The following is a 25,333-nucleotide window of genomic DNA, read 5'->3' as shown; positions in this document are numbered from 1 at the left end:
TGGTCTCTGCTCGACGCTGCCACCCGGCGGCGTACGGCCCAAGCTGGTCGTCGACGACAGTCCGCGGGAATGTACGAACGCGGAAGGTACAAAACTAGGGGAAGGTTCTCTCCGCTAGTTTCTGCGCGGCGGGCGGACTCTTCCGCGAGAAACTGCACGCCGGGTGGACTCTTCCCCGAGAAACTGCGCGGCAGGCGTACTCTTCCCTCAGTTTCTGCGCGGCTGGCGGACTTCTTCCCCCAGTTTCAGCGCCTCCGCGGGACTTTCCCCGTGTCTCGTACCCTTCCCCTAGCAACAACTCGAGGAAAGGTACAGGACCCGCGGAAAGGTTCTTTCCCCTAGTTTCTGCGCGGGAGGTGGACTCTTCCCCGAGAAACTCCGCGGGACAACGCCGGGCACCTGAAACGGCTCCGAGGGCGATACGAACTGGAATCAGACGCCGCGCGGTGCGCGTCCCAGGGCCGAGAAGTACATGCTTGTGGAGCCTAGGAGATTCGAACTCCTGACATCTGCCTTGCAAAGGCAGCGCTCTACCAACTGAGCTAAGGCCCCGTGCCGGGCGTCGAAAATACGACCGACGGGTTGCGAAACGGGCTGACGAACAACCACTCGCAGTGGGCCTAGGAGGACTTGAACCTCCGACCTCTTCGTTATCAGCGAAGCGCTCTAACCGCCTGAGCTATAGGCCCGTGAACCGAGGATTGAGGTTACCCGACGAGGTCGTCAACAACCAAAACGGCTGGTCAGGGTGGTCTCGACAAGCTCGACCAGCGGGGGTCGGCACGACCAGCGGGTGCGGCCTGCCGGAGTGGTCTCGACAAGCTCGACCAACGGGAGTCGGCACGATCAGCGGGAGTCGGCACGACCACCGAGTGCGGCCTGCCGGAGTGGTCTCGACAAGCTCGACCAACGGGGCTCAGCTCGACCAGCGGGGGGTCAGCCCGACCAGCGGGGCTCAGCCCGACCAGCGGGGCCAGCTCGACCAGCGCGAGCCAACTCCACCAGCGGCGGTCAGCCCCACCAGCGGGGTCGGCTAGTCCAGATCCCCCAGCGTTACCTCGGCGCCGCCGACGAGGTCGGCGCACAGGTTGTAGATGTACGCGCCGATGGTGGCGATGGCGGTCAGCAGGATCGCGTTGATCGCGCCGAGCAGCACGGCGTAGCCGAAGATCGTGCCTGCACCGATGACGTCGCCCTCGCTCGACGACCCGTCGGCGGTGACAAGGGTGCCGAACGAACTGTTGATCTGGTCCCAGACGCCCATGCCGTCGAGGATCAGGTACAGCACGGCCACGGCGATCATCCAGATGAAGAATCCGACGACAGCGAGCACGGCGGAGATCTTGAATGTGGCCCACGGGTCGATCCGGCGGATCTGCACGGCGGCACGCAGCGCCGTCGCATGACCGACCTGAGCCGGTGCCGGGCGCGGAGCCGCCGCAGCAGCTACCTCAGCGGGTTGGCGAACCTCTGCGGTGTGATGAATCTGGTCGAGGTCGGGCAGTTGCTCGTCCTCGGACGGGTCGCGCACGATCGTCCGCGTAGGTGACTCGACAAAGCCGGTACGTGCACCCGTGCCGCCCCCCACAGAGGTCGACGACGCAGCCGGGCGAGACGGTCCGTCCGTGCGGGCGGGATTGTCGAGCTTGGTGACCGGTGCCTGTCCCCCGGCCGGTTCGGAGGTCACCATGCCGCGCGGCGGCGGGCCGCCCTTTCCACTCGGCGGCGGGCCGCCCTTTCCGTTTGGCGGCAGGCCCCCATTTGGTGGCGGGCCGTTCTGGCCGTTGGGTGCCTGCGGCGGCACTCCACCGCGCTGCCAGGGCGGCACCAGGCCACCCTGCTTGGGAGCTCCGACCGGGCTCTGGTTCTTCGATGGCATCGAGGGATGGGTCACCGCGTCTGACCCGGAGTTCTGAGCACCCGAAGGACCCGGACCGGACGACCGAGCCGGACCCCCGGGATTACCGGAGTCGGTGGGGCCCGAAGGCCGGCCGGTCGTCGACTTCTTGTCGTCCGGGTCGTTCGGTGTGCTCACTCGTGTTCCCTCACTCCATAACGCGTGCTATCCCAGCCACAACGACGCGGGCCGGCGTTGCACACCACACTAACGGTTGAACCGCTCCCACTGGCTGAAGCGACCGCCGTGGGGTCGACACTGGCGCGCCGAACCCCCAGGGCTACTCGGCAGCAGCCTCGACGTCGGGCTCATCGGCGTTCCGTGCGATGGCGATCAGGGTTGTCCCCTCATCGAGGTTCATCAGACGGACACCCTTTGTCTGACGTCCGGCCTTGCGCACCTGCTTGGCGGCCGTGCGGATGACACCGCCGCCCGAGGTGATCGCGTAGAGCTCCGAATCGTCGTCGACGATGATCGCGCCGATCAGTACGCCGCGTCTGCGGTCGTGCTGAATGGTCAGCACTCCCTTGCCGCCGCGGCCCTGCACCGGGTAGTCGTCCATCGGAGTGCGCTTGGCGTAGCCGCCCGACGTCGCGACCAGGAGGTAGGTGCCCTCACGCACGACGTTGAGCGAGAGCAGCTCGTCGTCGCCGTTGAAGCGCATGCCCTGAACGCCGGAGGTCTGGCGTCCCATCGGTCGCAGGGTCTCGTCGTCGGCGTGGAACCGGATCGACTGGCCCTTCTGGGAGACGAGCAGCAGGTCGTCGTCGGAGCTGCAGAGCTGTGCTCCGACAAGTTCGTCCTCACCGCGGAGGTTGATGGCCGCGATACCGCCAGAGCGGTTGGAGTCGAAGTCTTCGAGCTTGGACTTCTTCACCAGACCATTGCGGGTGGCGAGCACCAGATACGGCGCATCCTGATACGTCTTGAGCTGGATGACCTGAGCGATCCGCTCCTCCGGCTGGAAGGCCAGCAGGTTGGCGACGTGCTGGCCGCGCGCGGTGCGGTTGGCCTCAGGAAGCTCGTACGCCTTGGCGCGGTAGACGCGACCCTTGGTGGTGAAGAACAGGATCCAGTCGTGGGTGGAGCTCACGAAGAAGTGCTTGACGATGTCGTCCTGCTTGAGGCCTGCACCCTGCACACCCTTGCCGCCACGTCGCTGACTGCGGTACAGGTCGGTCTTCGTGCGCTTGGCATATCCGGTCTCGGTGATGGTGACGACGACGTCTTCGCGCGCGATGAGATCCTCGTCGGTGACGTCTCCGTCTGCGGCGATGATCTTTGTTCGACGCTCATCGCCGAACTTCTCGACGACCACCTTGAGCTCGTCACGCACGATGGCGCGCTGACGCTCGGGCTTGGCGAGGATGTCCTTGAGGTCGGCGATCTCGAGTTCGATCTCGGCCAACTCATCGATGATCTTCTGGCGCTCGAGTGCGGACAGACGACGCAACTGCATCGCCAGAATGGCGTCGGCCTGGATCTCGTCGATGTCGAGGAGCCCGATGAGGCCCTGTCGCGCCGCGTCGGTGTTGGCCGACGCACGGATCAGTGCGATCACTTCGTCAAGTGCGTCAAGGGCTTTCACGAGACCGCGCAAAATGTGCGCGCGTTCTTCTGCCTTGCGCAACCTGTACCGCGTACGACGCACGATGACGTCGATCTGGTGCGCGACGTAGTAGCGGATCATCTGGTCGAGACGCAGGGTGCGCGGCACGCCGTCGACGATGGACAGCATGTTGGCGCCGAAACTGGTCTGCAACTGGCTGTGCTTGTAGAGGTTGTTCAGCACGACCTTGGCGACGGCGTCGCGACGCAGGGTGACGACGATGCGCATGCCGTCGCGATCGGAGGACTGATCCTCGATTCGACTGATGCCCTTGAGTTTTCCCTCGTTGACCTGTTCGGCGATCGACGCGATCAGGTTGTCGGGGTTGACCTGGTACGGCAGCTCGGTGACGACGAGGGTGGTGGTGCCCTTGTTCTCCTCGATGTCGACGACGCTTCGCATACGGATGCTGCCGCGGCCTGTCGTGTAGGCATCGCGGATGCCCTGGCTGCCGACAATCAGTGCGGCCGTGGGGAAGTCGGGCCCCTTGATGGCTTCCATGCACGCCGCGAGCATGGTTTCCTCGTCGGCCTCGGGATTCTCCAGAGCCCAAAAGACCGCGTCGGCAACCTCATTGAGGTTGTGCGGCGGGATGTTGGTGGCCATACCGACCGCGATACCGCCCGACCCGTTGATCAACAGGTTGGGGATACGTGCGGGCAGAACCGTCGGCTCGTTGGTCTTGCCGTCGTAGTTGGGCGTGAAATCGACTGTCTCCTCGTCGATGTCGCGCAACATCTCCATCGCGAGGGGCGTGAGGCGTGCCTCGGTGTAACGCATGGCGGCCGCGCCATCGTTGCCGCGCGAACCGAAGTTGCCCTGACCGTCGATCAGCGGGTACCGCATCGACCACGGCTGCGCGAGGCGCACCAGCGCGTCGTAGATCGCGCTGTCGCCGTGGGGATGGTAGTTACCCATCGTCTCTGCAACGGGTTTCGCGGATTTCACGTAACCGCGGTCTGGGCGGAACCCGGCGTCGTAGGACGCGTAGAGAAGTCGACGGTGCACGGGCTTCAGTCCGTCGCGCACCTCGGGTAGTGCGCGACCGACGATGACGCTCATCGCGTAGTCGATGTAGCTGTTCTGCATCTCCTGGCCGAGATCGACCGGTTCGATGCGATCGCCCGCTCCCCCGTTTGGCGGGAGTGTGGTGTCAGTCATCAGTATCCTTTTCGATTCGTGAGAGATCAGACGTCAAGGAAGCGAACGTCTTTCGCGTTGCGGGCGATGAAGCTGCGGCGCGCGGCCACATCCTCGCCCATCAACACGGAGAAGAGTTCGTCAGCCGCGGCGGCGTCGTCGAGGGTCACCTGGCGCAGCACGCGAACGGCGGGATCCATTGTGGTTTCCCAGAGTTCCTTCGCGTTCATCTCGCCGAGGCCCTTGTAGCGCTGGATGCCGTCGTCGGTGTTGATCTTCCAGCCCGCGGCCCGACCGGCCTCGAGCAGTCCGTCGCGTTCACGGTCGGAGTAAGCGAATTCGGGTTCGCGCTTCTGCCACTTGAGCTTGTAGAGCGGCGGCTGTGCCAGGTAGACGTGACCGTTCTCGATCAGCGGCTTCATGAAGCGGAACAGCAACGTCAGCAGCAGCGTCGAAATGTGCTGGCCGTCAACGTCTGCGTCGGCCATCAGCACGATCTTGTGATAGCGCAATTTGGCGAGATCGAACTCGTCGTGGATGCCGGTGCCGAACGCGGTGATGATCGACTGGACCTCGGTGTTCTTGAGGACGCGGTCGATGCGGGCCTTCTCGACGTTGATGATCTTGCCGCGGATCGGCAGGATCGCCTGGTACATCGAGTCGCGGCCGGATTTGGCCGAGCCACCGGCGGAGTCGCCCTCCACGATGTAGACCTCACACTTGGTGGGGTCGTTGCTGCGACAGTCGGCAAGCTTGCCGGGCAGGCCACCGATATCCGTTGCGGTCTTGCGGCGCACCAACTCTCGCGCCTTGCGAGCCGCGAGGCGGGCCTGCGCGGAGTCGACGGCCTTCTTGACGATGATCTTGGCTTCGGCAGGATTGGCCTCGAACCAGTGACCGAGGTGCTCGTTGCACGTCTTCTGCACAAAGCTCTTGACCTCGGTGTTGCCGAGCTTGGTCTTGGTCTGACCCTCGAACTGCGGGTCGGCGACCTTGACGGAGATGACGGCTGCCAAACCCTCGCGGATATCGTCGCCGCTGAGTTTGCCGTCCTTCTCCTTGAGGAGCTTCTTGTCGAGCGCGTACTTGTTGACCGTCGAGGTCAGAGCCGCGCGGAAGCCCTCTTCGTGGGTGCCGCCCTCGTGGGTGTTGATCGTGTTCGCGAAGGTGTGCACCGACTCGGAGTATCCCGAGTTCCACTGCATCGCGATCTCGACCTCGTGACCGGTGCCCTTGGCCGTGAAACCGATGACCGACTGGTGGATCGGCGTCTTGGTGCGGTTGAGGTGCTTGATGTAGTCGATCAGGCCATCAGGGTAGTGATACGTCCGCGTCCGCGGCTTCGTGACGGTGGGAGCCACCGCCTCTTCCTCGGCAGTCTTGGGCTTCTCAGCGGTGTCTTCATCACCTTCGACGACTGCGTCGGCCGCAGCGGTCTGCGGTCGCCGGTCGGTCAGTGTGATGGTGAGGCCCTTGTTGAGGAAGGCCATCTCCTGCAGACGACGCGCAACGGTCTCGGCGCTGTAGGTGGTGGTTTCGAAGATCTCCGGATCGGCCCAGAACCGGACAGTCGTGCCCGTCTTGCGCGTCGCCGCACCCTGGACCAGCGGTCCGGGCTTGGCGTAGTTGTACGTCTGCTCCCAGTGGTAGCCGCCGTAGTTGATCTCCAACTCGACCTTGGTCGACAGCGCATTCACCACGGAGATACCGACACCGTGCAGACCACCGGACACGGCATACGCGTCGGAGTCGAACTTGCCGCCCGCGTGCAGCTGCGTCATGACGACCTCGACGGTGGGTACGCCGGTCGCGTGCATGCTGGTCGGGATACCGCGACCGTCGTCGACAACCTCGACGCCACCGTCCTCGAGCAACGTGACGTCGACCTTGCTGGCGTAACCGGCCATGGCCTCGTCGACGGAGTTGTCGACGACCTCCCAGATCAGGTGGTGCAGGCCCCGCTCACCGGTCGAGCCGATGTACATACCTGGTCTTTTGCGGACTGCTTCGAGTCCTTCGAGGATGCTGATCGACTCGGCACCGTACTCACCTGGCTTCTTACGGCTCTTCTTGTCATTCGTGTCGGCCACGGGGTGCGTCCGCTCCTCTTCTGCTCTCGACTGCGCTGGTGTGTGTGCGCTGCCTCGTTCACGGCTGGACTCCAGTCGTGTCATGCTGGGCAGGGTGACGTGACCAGCGCCGACCACGGGCACACGACGAGGTGCCGGGCCTTCGCCCGCTCGCGTATGTGACCGCCGGTCACGGCTGCTTATCTCCCCTGCCGGGACAACTGTCTCCAGTGTACTGCCTCATTCGCTCAGGAAGCACCATCCGGGGCCGCTAACGCGCGCTCAGATCGATTTTCTGCACAAGATGCGCGATCGGCGGTGGTCTGGGGATAAAAATCGGCTCAGAGCGGCGTCGGACGAGGTTTGTCGGTGTCGGCGTGTATGTCGCGCCTCGACCGGCTTCATCTGGCTCAGCCGTAGGTGTCGCGAGGACCCCGACCGGGGACGTTGCGTTTGCCCTTTTGCCACGACGGCGCCTTGGGGCCCGTGATCCGTAACGACGTCACTATGTCGTCGCCGATGGCCGCGGCGATCTTCGCCAGGATCTGGCGCTGCACATACCGCAGCTGCGTCGCCCACGCCGTCGACTCGGCCTGTACGTGAAGTACCTTGTCCTGCAACGCTTCTGGCTTGGCATGCGCGGCGATGTCCGGTCCGACGATTTGCAGCCACTGCCCGAACAACGTGCCCTCGGCGATCTGAGGCTCCCACCCGCGGTCGCGCGCCAGGCCGCCGACGAGCCTGGAGAAGGGCTGCGGATCCCGCGAATCCGGGCCGGCGCCCGACCAGCGTCGACGACTCGACGACCCGCGCGGACGTCGAATCGGCGACGCCCGGCCATGACCCACCGACTTGCCCGCAGCACGCGCCGACGCCCGTGCCTCCTCCAAGGCGCGGCGTGCCCGCTCATACCCGCTCGACGCGTCGCCACCAGGCGACTCGGTGCCTGGCTGCTCTTCGGGGGTGTCGCTCATGAGTCCATGCTCTCAGTTGCCTCGGACATCAGTTCGGAATGCCGCGTGCCGTCGGCCTCGTCGACAACGTTGACTCCGATACGTCTGCCGCCGACACCTTCGGGGATGTCCTCGGCGACAGCAGCGGTGATCAGCAGCTGTTCGGCACCGGCGGTGAACTCCACCAGTTTGCGACGTCGCGCGGCGTCGAGTTCAGCGAAGACGTCGTCGAGCATGATGACCGGTTCGATCCCCTCGCTGCGCACGAGCTCGACCGACCCGAGTCGCAACGCCAACGCGAGCGACCACGATTCTCCGTGCGAGGCGAAACCCTTGGCCACCTCGGACCCGAGAACAATGTCGATGTCGTCGCGGTGCGGACCGACAAGACTGACGCCGCGCTCGATCTCCTTGGTGCGCGTCTGCCCAAGGCGCTCGAGTAGTTGTGTCGCGATGGTTTCCGAATCTGGTTCGACGTCGCGCGGTGGCACCAGCTCCGGCCCCGCCGACGCGCGATAGCTCAACGCGGCAGGACGCGAATGCGGAGCGATCGACGAGTACGACGCGACGAAGTGCGGCTCGAGATCACGCAGTACCTCGATTCGCGCAGCCGTCACCTGGCCACCGAGATCGGCGAGCTGAGCGTCCCACACGTCGAGGGTGCTGATCACCGAATCGGCGTCGGATCCTCCTCGACGCAGCGCCGCGCCCGCGGTCTTGAGCAGCGCGGAACGCTGCCGCAACACCCTGTCGTAGTCGGAACGTGCTGCGGCCCAACGGGGTCCGCGCTGGGCGACGAGCTCGTCGATGAAACGTCGACGATCGCTCGGATCGCCGCGGATGAGGAGTAAGTCTTCCGGGGCGAACAGCACTGCGCGCAGCACACCGAGGATCTCGCGCGGGCGTCGACATGGAGATCCGTTGAGCCAGGCCTTGTTTGACCCTTCGGCAGCAATCTGCAGGCTGACCGCGAGCTCACGACCCGCGTTCTCGACGGTCGCTCCGACTGACGCCGACGTCGCCCCTGACCGGACGAGCGGCGCGTCGGAGCTCACCCGGTGCGAACGAAGTGTCGCGATGTAGAAGAGCGCTTCGAGCAGGTTGGTTTTGCCAAAACCGTTGCGGCCGGTGAAGATCGTCGGTTCGGGGCGAAGGGTGAGGTCGGCCGAAGGCCACGATCGGTAGTCGCGCAGGTGTAGTTCACGAACAAACACGGGACGTCGAAATCAGTTGGGCGGAGCGGTATTCGACGGATTCTGAACCGGCGTTCCCGTCTCGCCGACGTTCTTGCCCGCGGTGTTCTGCATGGAGTGTCCGCCGAACTGGTTACGCAGCGCCGACACTGCCTTGAGCGCGGGCGAACCGCCCTTCTCCCGCGACGCGAAGCGTGCGAACAACGCCGCAGAGATGACGTTGGCGGGCACGGCGTGGCGAATCGCTTCCTCGACGGTCCATCGACCTTCACCGGAATCCTGTGTGTAGTCGGAGATTTCGGTGAGGCCAGGATCTTCCTGCAGGGCTCGGACCAACAGGTCGAGGAGCCACGACCGGATCACCGTGCCCTGTGTCCAGGCCTGCATCGTGCCCTCGACATCGACGATGAGCGGCTCGGCGTTGAGCAGTGCGTAACCCTCGCCGTAGGCATGCATCAGGCCGTACTCGATGCCGTTGTGCACCATCTTGGCGTAGTGGCCGGCGCCGACGGGTCCGGCGTGAACGAATCCGTCGGCTCGCTCACCGGGCGGCCGCAGTGCGTCGAAGATCGGCATAAGCCGCTCGACGTCGGCGTCGGATCCACCGACCATCAGGCCGTATCCGTTCTCCAAGCCCCACACGCCGCCGGAGACTCCGCAGTCCAGGTAACCGATTCCCTTGTCGCCCAGGGTTTTTGCGTGGGGCTCATCGTCGGTGTACCGCGAGTTACCACCATCGACGACGACGTCGCCCGGCTCCAGCAGGCCTGCGAGTTCTGCGACGCACTGCTGAGTGGGTTCGCCGGAAGGCACCATGATCCACACCGCGCGAGGTGCGTCGAGCGCTGCCACCATATCGGCCATCGACGCGACGTCGGAGACCTCCGGGCGCGGGTCGTACCCAACGACCTTGTGGCCGCCGCGCTCGATACGGGTGCGCATGTTGGCACCCATCTTGCCGAGGCCGATCAGTCCGAGCTGCATGGCTTCCCCTTCGCGTGTGCGTGAAAGATCAGTGCTGCCTTGATGTTTCGTTACTCGGACTCGGCGCCTGAGCCGCTATCCGGGCAGGCGAACCGGCATCAGCAGGTAGGTGAAAACGCTGTCGGGTGCGACGAACGCTCCGGATTCGTCGGCGATGGGTTCGTCGCCGGTCGACGGGCGCAGCACCGCGGGACGGCTCGGCGTCGTGAATCCGAAGTCGACGGTTGCGACGCCGATCGCCGAGAGTCCGTCCTGCAGGTAGGTCGGATTGAAGGCGATGGTCAGCGGCTCGCCGTAGAACTGCACGGGCAGCTCTTCTTCGGCGCGGCCTGCTTCGTCGCCGCCTGCCGTGAGCAGAACGGATCCGTCGCGGAATTCCATGCGCACCTGCGCGCCGCGCTCGGCGACGAGCGCTACACGCTTGATGGCCTCGATCAGAGGTGCACTCTCAATGGTGGCGATGGCGGTGTGGCTCGCGGGCAACAGCTGGCGGAACTTCGGGAACTCGGCGTCGAGGAGACGGGTCGTCGTCTGCTTGGTCTCGCCGACGATGCCCAGGATCCCCTCGCCACCGAGTGCTGAACCGCTGCCGAATGCCAGCTTCACGTCGCCGGAGTCGGAGCTCGCGGTCCGCGCGCTCTCGGACAACGTCTTCGCCGGCACGAGAACGGCACCCGAAGCGCCGGAATCGGCTGGCTCCCACTCCAATTCGCGTACCGCGAGGCGGAAGCGATCGGTGGCCGCCAGGACGACGGTCTTGCCGTCGATCTCGACGCGCACGCCGGTGAGCATCGGGAGTGTGTCATCACGGCCGGCGGCGACGGCGACCTGGGAGATGGCCTCGGCGAACACCTGCGCCGGGATCAGTCCGGTCACGGCCGGGACGTCGGGAAGCTGTGGGTAGTCCTCGACGGGCATGGTCGGCAGCGAGAACTTCGCGCTGCCGCAGGTGATGGCGACGCGGGATCCGTCGAGCGAGACGTCGACCGGCTTGTTCGGAAGAGCTTTGGTGATGTCGGCCAGCAGACGGCCGGACACCAGCACCTGCCCGGGTTCTGCGACTTCGGCGCCGATCTTCTGCTGTGCCGAGACCTCGTAGTCGAAGCCGGAGACGGTCAGCCCGGCGTCGTCGGCCAGGAGGACCACACAACCGAGCACGGGAACGGGCGGGCGAGACGGCAAACTGCGCGCTACCCAGGCGACGGCATCGGCGAACTCGTCACGCGCGACACGGAACTTCATGCTCGGTGGTTGCCCTTCTCTCGGTATTCGCCAGGAGTTCCCACTCTAGAGCGCGATCGCGTGACGGGGAGTCGTTGGGGTCAAGTCGCCACGCCGCGCCGGGCGTTTGTGCGAGTCAGATCCAGATGACTCGACGACGCCGCTCGAGCAAGGTGTGCACAACGGCTTCTTAAAAGAAGTTCTTTTAAGAGAGGGATCCATAACAGTCATAGGCGCTGTGCAAACTGTGGACAACACGACGGATCCCATGTCAGAGCACCGACAGGGTTGTGGATCGAACGTGTACGGATCCTGGGTGGGTTGGTCGAGTTGTGCACATGACGAATTCTGTTCGAGCATCGTCCACGTTCTGTACACATCAACACCTCCCTTACTCACAGTCGATCCACAGCCTCTTTGAGACACTGGAACGGTCGACGGCGACGTCGAGATGACATGAAAATCCACTCGATCTGATCGTCGGAGACCCTTGGGTTGGGGTTGAGACTTGTCGTTTCGGCCCCGGAAATGACAACTCCCTCCGCAACCGTGTTGGAGCGGAGGGACTCGAGGAGTTCAGAAGGATCCGGTCAGCCGACAGCGCGCTGTTTGATGCGCGCGGTGAGCTCCTGGACGTGGTCGTAGACCTTGCGACGCTCGGCCATCTCCTTGCGGATCTTGCGTTCGGCGTACATGACCGTGGTGTGGTCACGGTCGAAGGTTTCGCCGATCTTCGGCAGTGAGAGGTCGGTGAGCTCTCGGCACAGGTACATGGAGATCTGACGCGCCTGCGCGATGGCCCTGGTCTTGCCGGGCCCCCGCAGTTCGTCGACCGAGATGTCGAAGTACTCCGCGGTGATCGCGAGGATCGACGCCGCGCTGACCTCCAGCGTGCCCGAATTCGGTAGCAGCGCTTGAAGAACCACCTCGGCGAGCGACTTGTCGAGGTCGGTGTTGTTCAGGGAGGCGAACGCGGTGACGCGGATCAGCGCACCCTCCAGCTCGCGGATGTTGCGCTCGATCTTCGACGCGATCAGTTCGAGGACGTCGTCGGGAACAGCGATGCTGTCCATCTGCGCCTTCTTGCGCAGAATGGCGATGCGGGTCTCGAGGTCGGGTGGCTGAACGTCGGTGATCAGGCCCCACTCGAATCGTGTGCGGAGCCGATCTTCAAGTGTCGCAAGCTGTTTCGGCGGTCGGTCGGAGGAAATGACGATCTGCTTGCTCGAATTGTGCAGCGTGTTGAAGGTGTGGAAGAACTCTTCCTGGATACCTTCTTTGCCGATGAGGAACTGGATGTCGTCGACGAGCAGCACGTCGACGTCGCGGTAGCGGCGCTTGAACGCGACTCGACGGTCATCACGCAGCGAGTTGATGAAGTCGTTGGTGAATTCCTCGGTGGAGACGTACTTGACGCGCATTCCCGGGAAGAGCCGTTGGGCATAGTGGCCGGCGGCGTGGAGCAGGTGCGTCTTGCCGAGCCCCGACTCGCCCCAGATGAACAGCGGGTTGTACGCGCGCGCCGGGGCTTCGGCGACGGCGACGGCCGACGCGTGCGCGAAGCGATTCGACGCTCCGATCACGAAGGTGTCGAAGGTGTACTTGGGGTTGAGGTTGGCGCCAGAGGGTGTGGGTGCCGCGGTCGGCCGTTCTGCGAAGTACGACGGCCAGTTGGTCGGAGCACCTCGTGAATCCGACGCTGCTCCGTTGGTAGCGGGCGTCGACAGTTGAGGGGACTGCTGTGCGCCGAATGAGTCGGTGCCCAGTGAGTCGGGGGCTGCGTGGTCTGTCGGGGCAGGCTGGCCGAGTGGGAATTGGCCGTTGCCGAGGTCACTTACGTTGACGCCCGATGTGGAGATAGGTGCTTGGCCGATTCCCCCGGCAGGTGCCGACGAGCGGGGAGCCCCGACCTGGGATGGCTGCTCGGCGGGGGTGTCTGTGCTCGGCGGGGGCGTCGCGATCCGCACACCGAGGTCGACGGGTTGCCCGAGGTGACGTGAGAGCGCGCTGCGGATGGTGTCGCGAAGCGTGCGCTCGATCTGTTCCTGGACCAGCGGCGTCGGAACGGTGAGCAGCGCGAATCCCTCGGCGAGGGTGAGTGGCTGCACCAGCGAGAGCCAGGCTTTTTGCTGCCGGGTGAGAGGTTCGTGGTCTCCGCCGGCGGAATCGTCGTTGAGCTCTGCGACGACCTGTTGCCAGACCTCGCCGAACGAGTCGCGATCAGAAGTCACGGTCAGGCCTTCCCACCCCGAGAAAATTACCAGCATCAGTCATCGGGGACCCACGATGCCGGTTCGGGAGCCGACTTGTCCACACACTTATCCACAGCTGTGTACAACCAAGTCGGGATGGGTCCGACGCCGCGATCGCGTCGTGGAGATGTGAGTGGCGTTTCGGTCGCCGTCACTGGGGAACGACGCTAACAGAACCACCGCGAAGCCGACAACGTAAGGCTTGAATTCACGCGGGCAGATCACAAATAGTGCGTCCCGGACGGCGTCGAGGGTGGCGCATACGCAGGCCGTGGGCACGGTATGGCACTCGTCACCGCTGGTCACGACGTTGGTGAGGATCCGCTCGTTTGATTTGAGTACACCGGGTCCAGTAGTCTCGACTGGTCATCCAGGTATGCGGATTTGCGTGGTGGCGTTTCTGTTTTTCGAAGGCTCGACCGCATGCGGTTCGTTCGGCGGAAACGGGGTCACCCAACCGGCACGAGTCCGGCACCGCCGCCTGGATAAGCAGACCACTCAGGAGATCGTGGGTGCGCGTGTAATCGGCGTGCTCACGTACGAACACAAGGAGTACCAGCCGTGGCCAAGGGCAAGCGGACTTTCCAGCCGAACAACCGTCGTCGTGCACGCGTGCATGGTTTCCGGTTGCGTATGCGTACCCGCGCGGGTCGTTCGATCGTCAACACCCGTCGCAGCAAGGGCCGCGCAAAGCTCTCGGCCTGATCTGCACAACACCGCGAGTCCCGGCGGCGGTATCGCCCGTCGTCGGAACACTCCGGTGGCGATTGGGTCGGTGATGGCGTCAATCCATCGGATCTCCACACGATCCGACTTCTCCCGCACGCTCAAGAAGGGCGTGCGGGTATCGTCGCGTGATCTGCTGCTGACGGTATCTATCGTGCCGACGCGCTGGCCCGACGAGACGGGTCGTCGAATCGACGTCGCGACGTCGGGCGGACCCTGGCTCGGGTTGATCGTCAGTAAGTCGGTCGGCAATGCCGTGACCCGCCATCTCGTGGCGCGCCGAATCAGGGCAGCGTTCGCGGAAGTCATGGACGAGTGTCCGACCACCGACACCTCTGTCGTCGTGCGCGCTCTTCCCAGTGCTGCGGAGGTGTCGAGCGTCGAGTTGGCCGCCCAACTTCGCAAGGCATTGCGTCACGCCAAAGTTCGACGACTCGCAGCCGAGCTGCTCGACGCTCCGCGCTCGTTCTCGACCAAATCTGCTGACGGGGCGTTGTGATGTCAGCGTCGTCGACCCAGGCATTCATCCGGTTCTGCCATCTGCTGCCACGTCGAGTGGTGATCTTCTTGATCGAGTTGTACCGCACCTGGGTGTCGCCGCTGCGTTTGCCGACCTGTCGTTTCGAACCGACCTGCTCGGGCTACGCGGTTGAGGCGCTGACACGCCACGGCTTCTTCTACGGCGGTGCACAGTCGGTGATCCGACTGCTCAAATGCGGTCCGTGGCACAAGCCCGGCTACGACCCCGTTCCCGAGGAATCGTTCCGTTGGCCGTGGATGTCGCGACCGGATCAGGGTTCCGACGATCAGGGTCTCGAAGATCAGGGTTCCGAGGACCAGCAAGACCAAGAGTTTCCATCGACGCACGACGGCTCCGCTGATGGCGGGCCGGCGGTGCGCGGACGTGTAATCACGGAGGACACCACGATCAGCGTGGGTGTCTCCGCGAAGAGTGAGGGGTAACTGTCCCGTGCTGAACTTCATCTATTGGCCGGTCTCCTGGATCATGTGGGTCTGGCACTGGGTGTTCGACCACATCACACCGAACACCCCGGGCGGCAACGGCATCGCCTGGGCACTCTCGGTGATCTTCCTCGTCTTCACCCTGCGCGCGATCCTCTACAAGCCCTTCGTGAAGCAGATCCGCACGACGAAGAAGATGCAGGAGATCAACCCGCAGCTTCAGGCGATCCGTAAGAAGTACGCCAAGGATCGGGTCAAGATGACCGAGGAGATGCAGAAGCTGCAGAAGGAGCACGGGTTCAATCCCCTGCTCGGCTGCCTGCCCATGTTGCTGCAGATCCCCGTGTTCATCGGTCTGTTCCACGTGCTGCGTTCGTTCAACCGCATGGCGACCGGCATGGGTCAGTTGCACATGACCGCAGAGCAGACGCGTAACACCGGGAACTACGCTTTCAACCCCGAACAGGTCCAGAACTTTCTCGACGCCCGCCTCTTCGGTGTGCCGCTGTCGTCGTACATCACGGAGCCAGTCTCCGAGTTCCAGGCCTTTGTGCAGCCGGGTCAGCCGATCGACTTCACGCGTCTGAACATCGCCATCGTGGTCATCCCGATGATGATCATCGCGTCGATCGCCACGCACATGAACTCGCGCGCATCGGTCGCGCGTCAGCCCGAGGCCGCACTCGAGAACCCGCAGACCCGCATGATGAACATGCTGGCGCTGTACGTCTTCCCGCTCGGCATCCTCGTCACCGGTCCGTTCTTCCCCGTCGCGATCCTCCTGTACTGGATGAGTAACAACATCTGGACGTACGGGCAGCAGCACATCGTGTTCGGTCGTATCGAGAAGGAAGAAGAGGCGGCGCGCCAAGCGAAGCAGGAAAAGCTCAAGGCGAATGCCCCCAAGCCGGGTGCGCGGCCGGACCGGCCGAAGAAGGGTAAGAACTCGGGGTCCCCTTCCCCGTCGCTCACTAAGTCGGACGCCGATGGCGCTGATTCGTCGGCTGAGTCGGCCGAGGATCTAGACGTCGACGCCACAGCCGACAGCGGATCCGACGACGGCTCGTCGTCGACGCAGCACGTCGTCGGAAGCAAACCGAAGCCCGGTGCCAAACCCGCGGGAGCGTCGTCGTCGAAGAGTTCTGGCAACTCGGGGTCGGGTCCGAAGAAGCAGGGATCATCCAACCAGCGCAACAAGAGGGGTGGGAAGAAGGGTCGACGATGATCGGCCGCCGATCCGGATAGCGGTGTTGCGAGGCGTACATGACGCCCGCGCAGAAACACAGCCCGGAGCCGCTGCGGCACGACTCTTCGAAAGACTCTCCCCTCCCCCAACACAGACATCACCGATGAACACACAGCGAGGTGCAACTGATATGACAGCCGAGACTGCAACACACGCAGACGCCGAGTCGACCGAACACGACGAGACTCTCGAGGCCGGCTCGGGCCAGGATGCCGTCGACACGGCAACCGTCGAGTCGACGTCTGACGTCAACGACGACGAGGCCACCGATGCGGCCCGCGACGATGCGGCCGCTGACGCGGACGACGTTGACAGCGAAGACGCGGATGACGACGCTGACGAGGAAGACGAAGAGGAGCGTCTCGTCGAAGAAGGCGAGATCGCTGGCGACTACCTCGAGCAGCTGCTGGACGTGCTGGACTTTGATGGCGATATCGATCTGGATGTCGACGGTGACCGCGCGATTGTCAGCATCGACGGAGGCGACGACCTGACGAAGCTCGTCGGCCGTAAGGGCGAGGTTCTGGATGCGCTTCAGGAACTGACCCGGCTTGCCGTGCAGCAGGCGACGGGCGATCGCAGCCGGCTGATGCTCGACATCGCACGGTGGCGTGCGGATCGCCGCGAACGGCTCGCACGACTCGGCCGCGAGGTCGCCGAGCGTGTGCTGGAGTCGGGAGAGCGGGAACAGCTCGATCCGATGACTCCGTTCGAGCGGAAGATCGTGCACGACGCTGTCGCTGCTGTCGACGGAGTGATGAGCGAGAGTGAGGGCGCGGAGCCGAAGCGCCGCGTGGTTGTCATCAAGAACTGAACAGGTCTCCGCGTCGATGCGCCTGGAGATCACAAGCAACGAAGTCCCGGTTACGGCCGGGACTTTGTTGCTTCACCGGTAGGAATCACATGCGTGTAGTTCGGGTGTTTCACGTGAAACATGACGCCGACGGCGCGCTGAGGGAAAGGCACTGTTTCACGTGAAACACGATGAGTCCGATGGCGAGCATGGTGATGGATCCGCTGTCGACGACGCCGCGGAACGCGCCGCTGTGGCGGACTCCCCTCCCCCGGCAGCGGCATCGATCTTCGGCGATCGTCTCCCGCTAGCTCAGGAGTACTGCAGAATCCTGGCCACCGACGGAATCGACCACGGGCTCATGGGACCGAGGGAAGTCCCCAGACTCTGGGACCGCCACATACTGAACTGCGCGGTGATCCAAGAAGTCATCGACAACGGGCAGACGATCATCGATATCGGTAGTGGCGCCGGGCTGCCCGGGATCCCGCTCGCGATCGCGCGGCCCGACCTCACGATCACGCTGATCGAGCCGTTGCTGCGTCGAAGTGATTTCCTCGTGCGGACGGTCGACGCCCTTGGTCTCCCCGTACGTGTTGTCCGCGGGCGCGCAGAGGAGAAGTCGGTCCTCGCCGAGATCGAGCCGGCGGACGTCGTGACCTCCCGGGCGCTGGCTCCCCTAGATCGACTCAGCCGATGGTCCGCTCCCCTGATTCGCGATGGAGGTCGACTCGTTGCGCTCAAGGGATCGTCGGCGCCAGAGGAGATCGAACGGGATCGAAAGGCCGCGGAACGGAACGGAATCGCCGGGCTCCGCGTCGAATTTGTCGGGGAGTCTGTTGTCGACCAGCCGACGACCTTGGTGATCGGAGACAGGCGCGGTGTGCCGAAACGTCGTCGAACGAGGTGAGGATGCGCCGGTCTGACGTGCTGACGTCTGCAGTTGGTTTGCGACGGCTCGAGGGAGCAAAATGGACAGGACATCGGAGTGTGGGCGAGGGATCGTGCGTGCTGCACGATAGAGGGGCGGAACAATCTTGGACGCCGACGATGCTTACGAAATATCGCAGAGGAGCCACAGCGTGACCGACCAACAGCCGGATGTTTCACGTGAAACGATTCCGCCGGCCACGTCGACGCCCGAGCAGTTCGACGACACTCCCATCGCCGCCGCCGCAGCCCGAGCCAGTCAAGTCCTGACCCCTGGCGGTGCTGGCCAGTTACCCCGCCCCCCGCACACGCGCGTGATGACGGTGGCGAACCAGAAAGGCGGCGTCGGGAAGACGACCACGGCCGTGAACCTCGCTTCGGGGCTCGCGCTGCACGGGCTGCGCGTCCTGGTCGTCGACCTCGACCCGCAGGGCAACGCGAGCACAGCTCTGGGCATCGACCATCGCGCACCCGACATCGCGTCGGTCTACGAGCTGCTCCTCGGCGAGGTCACGCTCAAAGAGGCGGTCAAGCAGAGTCCGAGCCACGAGAACCTCTACTGCGTACCCGCGACCCTCGACCTGGCCGGCGCCGAGATTGAACTGGTCTCGCTGGTTGCCCGAGAGAACCGACTCCGGAATGCGCTCAATGATGCGTCGGTCGCGGAGTTCGGCTTCGACTACATCTTCATCGACTGCCCACCGTCACTGGGTCTCCTGACCGTCAACGCGATGGTCGCCGCTCGAGAGGTGCTCATCCCCATCCAGTGCGAGTACTACGCACTCGAGGGCGTCGGTCAGCTCCTCCGCAACATCGAGCTGGTCCAAGCGCACCTCAACCCGAATCTCCACGTCTCGACGATCCTGCTGACGATGTACGACGGCCGCACCAAGCTCGCCGACCAGGTCGCCGACGAAGTACGACGCCACTTCAGCGATAAGGTCCTCGGCACCGTGATCCCCCGCAGCGTGAAGGTGTCCGAGGCGCCCGGCTACGGCATGACGATCATCGAGTACGACCCGGGTTCACGTGGAGCAATGAGCTACCTCGATGCCGCGCGCGAACTCGCCATGCGTGCGAAAGACGAATTCTCCTCCACCACGGACCTCTCGAGAGGACAGCAGTGAGTCAACGAGACGCCCAACGACGCGGAGGACTCGGCCGCGGTCTGGCAGCCCTCATCCCGACCGGACCATCCGAGAACGAGTCGAGCGCTCCCCGACTCGGCGCTGCTGCCGCCGATGTGGTGATCGGCAAGGGCAACTCCGGTGGTAGTTCGGGCGGGAACGGCGCCCCCTCCTCCCCCACGAACGGAAGTCCGCAGGGCTCCACGACGACGCCGACCGATGCGACACAGTCGAGCACTGACGGAAACGCGTCTGCCGTCGGCACCGTCGACGAAGTCGGGGCCGTCTATCGCGCGCTGACCCCCACACTCATCCAGCCGAACCCGCACCAGCCACGCAGCGTCTTCGACGAAGAGGCGATGGCCGAACTCGTGCACTCGATCAAAGAGTTCGGGCTCATGCAGCCGATCGTCGTGCGTAAGCTCTCCACCCCGACACCCGACGGCGTGCTCTACCAGATCGTCATGGGCGAGCGGCGCTGGCGAGCGAGTCAGGAAGCCGGACTCGAGGCGATCCCATCGATCGTTCGCGAGACGCCCGACGGCGACATGCTGCGCGACGCTCTCCTCGAAAACATCCATCGCGCACAGCTCAACCCTCTGGAAGAAGCGGCCGCGTATCAGCAGCTTCTTGAGGAGTTCGACGTCACCCACGAGGAACTGGCCACCCGTCTCGGACGCTCGCGGCCGGTGATCACCAATATGATCCGCCTGCTGAAGCTCCCGATTCCCGTGCAACGTCGCGTCGCTGCTGGCGTCCTCTCGGCCGGCCACGCTCGCGCGCTGTTGTCACTGGAGACCGGAAGCGATCAGCAGGAAGCGCTCGCCGCGCGGATCGTCGCCGAAGGACTGTCGGTCCGAGCCACCGAAGAAGCGGTGACTCTCGCCAACCGTGGCGACGGACCGTCGACCCCCACCCCATCGCCGAAGCGTCGACAGATGCAGATGCCGGGTCTCCAAGATCTCGCCGAGCGGCTCTCCGACGGCCTCGACACCCGCGTGACCGTCAGCCTCGGCAAGCGCAAGGGCAAGATCGTCGTCGAGTTCGGCTCGGTCGACGACCTCGAACGTATTGTGGGGTTGATCCAACCGAAGACGTAGCAACGATCGACGACTCGGTGAGATAACAACGATCCGAGGCGCCGATACCCGCGAAAATTCGTGACCCACCGCATCCGAAAGTTTCGTCACAGTGACAGTCGAGCAGCACACCGAGCACATGAACAGTGAAACACCCTGCAGGACATCAGATTTCACGTTCGTGGGCGCTCGACCGATGCGTCGAGGCGAGGATTCACAATGAACTTCACGATTTCCAGTCTCGATCTCGAAGCATTCGAGTCATTGCCCCCGCACACCCGTCGTTGCGTGTTCTGGGAAGTCGATCCGTCGTTCACCAACGCGGCGTCCACCGCTTCCGATGACGATCCCTCTCCCCTGCGCGGCTCCGCGTCGTCCTCCGAGACACCGGCGGGACCGGCGAGTCTCTCGAACTTCGAGAGCGAGTTCGACAAGGAGGCGTGGATCTCGTCGGTCCTCCTCGAATGGGGAACCTGCGGCCAGATCGCGATCGATTCGTCGACCGGCGTTGTCGTTGGCGCGGCGCTCTACGCTCCGCCCGGACGCGTCCCCCGCTCACGTAGCTTTCCGACGTCGCCGGTGAGCGCCGACGCGGTGCTACTCACTTCTGTGCGCACCGAGCCGGGTTTCGAGGAAGCGGGCGACCTCCTTATCGATGCCGTGGTCACCGATCTGATTCGACGAGGCGTCCGTGCCGTCGAAGCGTTCGGTTTCGTCCGACACGGTGGATCCCGCTACGGCAGTTCTCGTCACGGATCATCGCGCGACGCACTCGAGCGCGAGTATGACTCTCCCGCAGCGTATCTCGGTGACGAAGAATCATCAGATGACAGAAAGAGCTCTGACACAACGGATTTCGGCGACCTGAGTACGTGGTCGGAGGAGGCCGTCGTCGAGATCGCGCGCGAGATCCTCGACGGCCCGGGTCAGGATCTGTGTGGGCAATGCATGATCGACGCCGGACTCCTGAAGGATTCAGCCTTCGACGTGGTTGCGTCGCATGTGAGGTTCCCCCGCTTTCGCCTGGAGCTCGACGAAGGACTCGGCTGGAAGGTCGGAGTCGAGAGCGCCTTGGAGAAGCTCGTCGTGATGGCCGCGATCGATCTGGTCGGCAGAGAGCGGCTCACTGTTCCGGCCGGTAGTCGTAGTGGCGCGCGAACAACCCCACGCGGACACGCAGAAACCAGCCGCGACAGAGATCGCGAGAAGTAACTGGATCCGCTACCGGTCAGAAACCGGAAATACGTTCGGCCGCAAGGAGATCTGCGAACGTGTAGGTCCCTGTCGGGCGGTCGTTCTCGCCTAGCAGGTACAGGCGCTTGACCGCGACGAGGATGGCCTCGGTGATCACGTTGCGATAGTGCGGGTCGTCGAGCACCTTGGCGTCGTCGGGGTTGGTGATGTAACCGACGTCGATGAGGACAACTGGCATCCTGGTGAGCCGAAGGATGTCCCAGGTGCGTTCGTGGACGCGGCAATCGGTCAGCGGTGTGCGAGCGGCGATCTCACGTTGGATGAAGTCTGCGAGGTTGCGCCCGATGGTCGAATACGACCCGCGGTTGTTACCGAAGTAGAACGACGCGACGCCGTTCGCAGCGGGTGTCTCGTGGTGTCCGCATCGTAGCGAGATCATCATGTCGGCATCGACGAGATTGGCCACCCGAGCACGCTCGTCGTCGGATGCGTGGCCGCGACCGTCGTGCGACAGGAAGGTTTCCATTCCTGCAGCGGCCATCCTGCCCTCGAGGCGAGCGGCGAGATCCCACAGCACGCGGGATTCCAACTCGGCGACCGCTCCGGTCGAAAGTGCGTGCATCCCAGCAGTTCCCGGATCGATGACGATCCGCTTGCCGGACAGTTGGGGGCCGGAGCGTCGAACATGCTCTTCTTGGCGGATCGCGTAGGGCGACCCACCGGTCACACGGGTACCGAGCCGGTCGAGTGCGCGCAGCGTCGCCGGACCGCAGATGCCGTCGGCGGAGAGTCCGTACTCGCTCTGGTAGAGGCATACCGCGTTGTGGGTGCTCTCGCCGAAGACGCCGTCGACGAGTCCGGTGTAGTAGCCGAGGTTCTGCAGTCGGCTCTGGAGTGTGGCGACGTCGTCTCCGACCATGGGAGCCGACAGTCGGTACAGGAGTACTCGCGCGCCGAGTTGATACGACGCCTCGCGCAGCGATCGATACGTCGCCTGGCCGACGATGCCGTCGACGATCAGTCCGCGTTGCTGCTGGAACGCGCGCACTGCGTGGTCGACGTCGATGTCGAAGAGGGCGTCCTCGGTGCTGTGGATAACCGCACCGGTCTGCGGCGCTTCCGCGTCGTGCGTGTCGCTGGGTGCGATGTCGCCAGGTGTTGCGGCGCTAGGTGTTTTGCCGCTCTCGGGTGCCGCGTGACGGCCCGGAGTGGAGCTGAGCAGTCCCTGTCCGGAGAGGATCGATCGAATCTCGGCTACGGCCGACCCACGATCTCCCAGTCGGAACGTTGGCATCTCATCTCCTCAATTGGACATGTCGCCGTGAGGGGACACGGACGACATTGAACCAAAGTGAATTGTCTCAGGTCGTGGCATATGAGCAAAACTCATGCACACAGTTGAACCGATCCACGCTGTGCCGCGTCCCCGAGGCTACCGGTTGCCGCAGACGACACGTGGCAGATAGTTCGTGATGCCAAACTAGCAGTACAGGCCACCGTCGAATGCCAGGTGAGCTGTTCGACGGTGGCCTGGTCGGCTCACGTAGAGACGTGAGCGACGTCACTGCTGAGGTGTCGGTCAGGCGTTGGACCCGACGACGGAGTCGAGGTCGCGCAGGAGCGCGGCCTTGCCCTTGACGCCGACTATGGTCTTGGTCGGCTTGCCGTCCTGGAACAGGATCATGGTCGGGATCGACATGATCTTGTAGTCACGAGCGACTCCGGGATTCTCATCGACGTCGACCTTGGCGACGGTCAGCTTGTCGCCGTAGTCGCGTGCGATCTCCTCGAGGACCGGTGCGATCATGCGGCACGGGCCGCACCAGGTCGCCCAGAAGTCGACGAGCACCGGTCCGCTGGACTCGAGTACCTGATCTTTGAAAGTGGCGTCAGTGACGGCCACGGTGTTTGCTCCCATGATGTGTCCTCCTCTGGACGTGGTGCAGGGTGGTGAATAGAGGTGAATCCGCAGGTCAGACGGTGGGTGCGACCGTTGCGACCACATCGCCTTCGATCGGCATCGGCTCGATGTCGCCTTGATCGGCGAGCCACCGCTCGGCGTCGATCGCTGCCGAACAGCCGCTGCCTGCGGCGGTGATGGCCTGTCGGTAGGTGTGGTCGACGAGGTCGCCTGCGGCGAACACGCCGGGAACCGACGTGTAGGTGGTGCGGCCGGAGACCTTCACGTAGCCCTTGTCGTCGAGGTCGATCTGACCGCGGACGAGTTGACTGCGCGGGTCGTGCCCGATGGCGACGAACATGCCTGTGACGTCGATGTTCTTCTTGTCGCCGTTCCGCGTGTCGGTCAGTTCGAGGCCCGTCACCGAGTTGCTGCCCAGCACACCTGTGACGGCGGAATTCGTCACGAATTCGATCTTGTCGTTGGCGCGAGCGCGCTCGAGCATGATCTTCGACGCCCGGAACTCGTCGCGGCGGTGGATCAGCTTCACGCTGCGGGCGAACTTGGTGAGGAAGGTGGCCTCCTCCATCGCCGAATCGCCGCCACCGATGACCGCGATGTCTTGGTCCTTGAAGAAGAAGCCGTCGCACGTGGCACACGCCGAGACTCCCCTGCCCAGCAGTTCCTGCTCACCGGTGATCTCGAGGTAGCGGGCAGCGGCACCCATCGCGAGGATGACCGCATAGGCGCGATGCGTCTCGCCGCCGGCGTCGACCTCTTTGATCGTGCCGGTCAGGCGGACTGCCTCGACGTCTTCCATGCGGAGATCGGCCCCGAACCGGATGGCCTGCTCGCGCATCTCGTCCATGAGCGCGGGGCCCTGGATGCCGTTCTGGAAGCCGGGGTAGTTCTCGACCTCGGTGGTGGTCATGAGCGCACCACCGAACTGCGTTCCCTCGAAGACGACCGGTGCCAATTCGGCGCGGGCTGCGTATACGGCAGCGGTGTATCCGGCCGGTCCGGACCCGATGATGATCAGGTCGTGGATCTGCTGGTTGTCTGTCTGGCTCATCCGTCCTCCGTGCTTGTGGCGACGCGCGGTACCGCTGATTCTCCGGTGCGCGTTGTCGGCTCGTTCAACACAAGCCTAAGGGCAGATGTTCCCGCTGCTGATCCCGTGGCGCTCACCCACCCAGTCTGGTGCGCGACACCGTCGCCGGGTTGTCGGTATCGCAGCCCTGCTCGACGACGAGTGCGTCGAACCGACCGGCCATCCCCGTCCCGAGCAGAATTGCCACCCGCTCCGACCCTCCCACCGTGATCTCGCCGGAACCGAGGACCGGAGTCGACGCCGGTACGCCGTTGGCCGCGGTGCACCGACGTAGCGCTGCCTCGGATTCGAACGGCGCGTGGCCGGTCTTTCCGAGCACGGACAACGCCGAGGCCTTCTCGACGCCGTCGAGCTGCGGTGCGTCGAGTTGTGTCGTGTTCGCCGAGGTCGACGGCTGCGCCTGCACACCGGCGCCCGGTTCGTCCGTGGTCCTGGTGGCGACGACTGTCACGACTCCCACAAGCACCGCGATCGCAGCCGCGGCACCGACGAGGAGAGCTGCAACTCGTGGTGCGCGGGTCGACGAACGTCGTCGACGTTCGGAGAGGTCTACAGGGGCCACTGAAGACTGCTGCGCAGCGTCGCGGGCCAGTGAGTCGTTGTGAATGGCGGACAGTGTGGCGGCGATCCGCGAGTCGACCTCTGGCGGAACGGGTTTCGGCTCCTCCGAGAGAGAACGTAGCGACTCGCTGGTGCGGTCGAGTGCGGCCAACACACTCTGGGCTGCGGGGTCGTTGACGATCCGCTCGCGCATGTATGCGGCGGTGTCGTCGGGTAGCGCGCCGGCGTGGAGGTCGGCGAGCAGATCCTCCGAATAGGGCGGTTCGGGATACGGCGTGTTCATCGTTGCGCTGTCCTGCTCCCCCGACTGTTGTGGCCATCATGGCGGCCTGGCTCGTCCACTGCCACATACGACGTTGACCGGAGCCGATCGGTTCCCTCGAAT

At 64.3% G+C, this 25,333-nt stretch carries 20 protein-coding genes, 2 tRNA genes and 1 pseudogene; 9 read left to right on the top strand and 14 right to left on the bottom strand.

What is annotated here, in order from left to right:
* Positions 1-479: 479 nt before the first annotated feature.
* The 10 genes and pseudogenes from A5766_RS21750 to dnaA all read right to left on the bottom strand — a co-directional run bounded on the left by A5766_RS21750 (position 480) and on the right by dnaA (position 13,297).
* Positions 480-552, bottom strand: a tRNA-Ala gene (locus A5766_RS21750).
* Positions 553-615: 63 nt separating this feature from the next.
* Positions 616-689 (bottom strand) — tRNA-Ile (locus A5766_RS21745).
* Between the two features lie 344 nt (positions 690-1,033).
* Entirely contained in the window at positions 1,034-2,035 is a 1,002-nt protein-coding gene (locus A5766_RS21740; RefSeq protein WP_005205883.1) for a DUF3566 domain-containing protein, read from the bottom strand.
* 142 nt (positions 2,036-2,177) lie between these two features.
* On the bottom strand, positions 2,178-4,667 hold the full coding sequence (gyrA, locus tag A5766_RS21735) for a DNA gyrase subunit A (RefSeq protein ID WP_005205885.1): 2,490 nt from the start codon (positions 4,665-4,667) through the stop codon (positions 2,178-2,180).
* A 26-nt stretch (positions 4,668-4,693) separates the two neighbouring features.
* On the bottom strand, positions 4,694-6,736 hold the full coding sequence (gene gyrB / locus A5766_RS21730) for a DNA topoisomerase (ATP-hydrolyzing) subunit B (protein WP_005205887.1): 2,043 nt from the start codon (positions 6,734-6,736) through the stop codon (positions 4,694-4,696).
* A gap of 389 nt (positions 6,737-7,125) precedes the next feature.
* Complete coding sequence (locus A5766_RS21725; protein WP_005205889.1) at positions 7,126-7,689, bottom strand: DUF721 family protein; 564 nt, start codon at positions 7,687-7,689, stop codon at positions 7,126-7,128.
* Positions 7,686-8,882, bottom strand: a complete 1,197-nt coding sequence (recF, locus tag A5766_RS21720; RefSeq protein WP_005205891.1) for a DNA replication/repair protein RecF — start codon at positions 8,880-8,882, stop codon at positions 7,686-7,688. Before recF ends, A5766_RS21725 begins: the two co-directional genes overlap by 4 nt.
* Before the next feature lie 12 nt (positions 8,883-8,894).
* Positions 8,895-9,869, bottom strand: a pseudogene (gene gnd, locus A5766_RS21715) (phosphogluconate dehydrogenase (NAD(+)-dependent, decarboxylating)); the annotation flags it as partial.
* A 51-nt stretch (positions 9,870-9,920) separates the two neighbouring features.
* Positions 9,921-11,087 (bottom strand): DNA polymerase III subunit beta, encoded by a 1,167-nt coding sequence (gene dnaN / locus A5766_RS21710; RefSeq protein WP_005205899.1) that lies wholly within the window; start codon positions 11,085-11,087, stop codon positions 9,921-9,923.
* 569 nt (positions 11,088-11,656) lie between these two features.
* Entirely contained in the window at positions 11,657-13,297 is a 1,641-nt protein-coding gene (dnaA, locus tag A5766_RS21705; RefSeq protein ID WP_005205900.1) for a chromosomal replication initiator protein DnaA, read from the bottom strand.
* A 582-nt stretch (positions 13,298-13,879) separates the two neighbouring features.
* Here dnaA and rpmH point away from each other — a divergent pair.
* From rpmH to A5766_RS21665, 9 genes are all read left to right on the top strand, one after another.
* The gene (gene rpmH, locus A5766_RS24145) at positions 13,880-14,023 is read left to right on the top strand and encodes a 50S ribosomal protein L34 (RefSeq protein ID WP_005205903.1); all 144 of its coding nucleotides are present in this window, start codon (positions 13,880-13,882) and stop codon (positions 14,021-14,023) included.
* A 73-nt stretch (positions 14,024-14,096) separates the two neighbouring features.
* Entirely contained in the window at positions 14,097-14,543 is a 447-nt protein-coding gene (gene rnpA, locus A5766_RS21700) for a ribonuclease P protein component (RefSeq protein ID WP_005205905.1), read from the top strand.
* Positions 14,543-15,007: a membrane protein insertion efficiency factor YidD gene (gene yidD, locus A5766_RS21695; RefSeq protein WP_005205907.1), complete on the top strand. Its 465-nt coding sequence runs from the start codon at positions 14,543-14,545 to the stop codon at positions 15,005-15,007. The genes rnpA and yidD overlap by 1 nt, the downstream gene beginning before the upstream one ends.
* A gap of 7 nt (positions 15,008-15,014) precedes the next feature.
* Positions 15,015-16,232: a membrane protein insertase YidC gene (gene yidC, locus A5766_RS21690; protein ID WP_005205909.1), complete on the top strand. Its 1,218-nt coding sequence runs from the start codon at positions 15,015-15,017 to the stop codon at positions 16,230-16,232.
* Positions 16,233-16,383: 151 nt separating this feature from the next.
* Positions 16,384-17,067 (top strand): Jag family protein, encoded by a 684-nt coding sequence (locus tag A5766_RS21685; RefSeq protein WP_064906371.1) that lies wholly within the window; start codon positions 16,384-16,386, stop codon positions 17,065-17,067.
* Positions 17,068-17,227: 160 nt separating this feature from the next.
* A complete protein-coding gene (gene rsmG, locus A5766_RS21680; RefSeq protein ID WP_387314694.1) occupies positions 17,228-17,956 on the top strand; it encodes a 16S rRNA (guanine(527)-N(7))-methyltransferase RsmG in 729 nt (242 codons plus the stop codon).
* 172 nt (positions 17,957-18,128) lie between these two features.
* Positions 18,129-19,103, top strand: coding sequence for a ParA family protein (locus tag A5766_RS21675; RefSeq protein ID WP_005205920.1), 975 nt, complete (start codon positions 18,129-18,131; stop codon positions 19,101-19,103).
* Positions 19,100-20,203, top strand: a complete 1,104-nt coding sequence (locus tag A5766_RS21670; RefSeq protein ID WP_064906369.1) for a ParB/RepB/Spo0J family partition protein — start codon at positions 19,100-19,102, stop codon at positions 20,201-20,203. Before A5766_RS21675 ends, A5766_RS21670 begins: the two co-directional genes overlap by 4 nt.
* Positions 20,204-20,401: 198 nt before the next feature.
* The gene (locus A5766_RS21665; RefSeq protein ID WP_064906367.1) at positions 20,402-21,394 is read left to right on the top strand and encodes a hypothetical protein; all 993 of its coding nucleotides are present in this window, start codon (positions 20,402-20,404) and stop codon (positions 21,392-21,394) included.
* A 16-nt stretch (positions 21,395-21,410) separates the two neighbouring features.
* Here A5766_RS21665 and A5766_RS21660 read toward each other — a convergent pair whose 3' ends face one another.
* The 4 genes from A5766_RS21660 to A5766_RS21645 all read right to left on the bottom strand — a co-directional run bounded on the left by A5766_RS21660 (position 21,411) and on the right by A5766_RS21645 (position 25,231).
* The gene (locus A5766_RS21660) at positions 21,411-22,670 is read right to left on the bottom strand and encodes an N-acetylmuramoyl-L-alanine amidase (protein WP_005205924.1); all 1,260 of its coding nucleotides are present in this window, start codon (positions 22,668-22,670) and stop codon (positions 21,411-21,413) included.
* Positions 22,671-22,955: 285 nt separating this feature from the next.
* Positions 22,956-23,294 carry a thioredoxin gene (trxA, locus tag A5766_RS21655; RefSeq protein WP_005205925.1) on the bottom strand — a complete coding sequence of 113 codons (339 nt, stop codon included), beginning with the start codon at positions 23,292-23,294 and terminating at the stop codon, positions 22,956-22,958.
* Between the two features lie 55 nt (positions 23,295-23,349).
* Positions 23,350-24,348 (bottom strand): thioredoxin-disulfide reductase, encoded by a 999-nt coding sequence (gene trxB, locus A5766_RS21650; protein ID WP_005205926.1) that lies wholly within the window; start codon positions 24,346-24,348, stop codon positions 23,350-23,352.
* 112 nt (positions 24,349-24,460) lie between these two features.
* The gene (locus tag A5766_RS21645) at positions 24,461-25,231 is read right to left on the bottom strand and encodes an anti-sigma factor family protein (protein WP_005205928.1); all 771 of its coding nucleotides are present in this window, start codon (positions 25,229-25,231) and stop codon (positions 24,461-24,463) included.
* Positions 25,232-25,333: the final 102 nt, after the last annotated feature.

This window comes from Gordonia sp. 852002-51296_SCH5728562-b (genome assembly GCF_001665475.1).
Classification (GTDB): domain Bacteria; phylum Actinomycetota; class Actinomycetes; order Mycobacteriales; family Mycobacteriaceae; genus Gordonia; species Gordonia sputi.
Note: the sequence above shows the minus strand (reverse complement) of the source record. Positions and strands in the feature narration are given on the sequence as shown.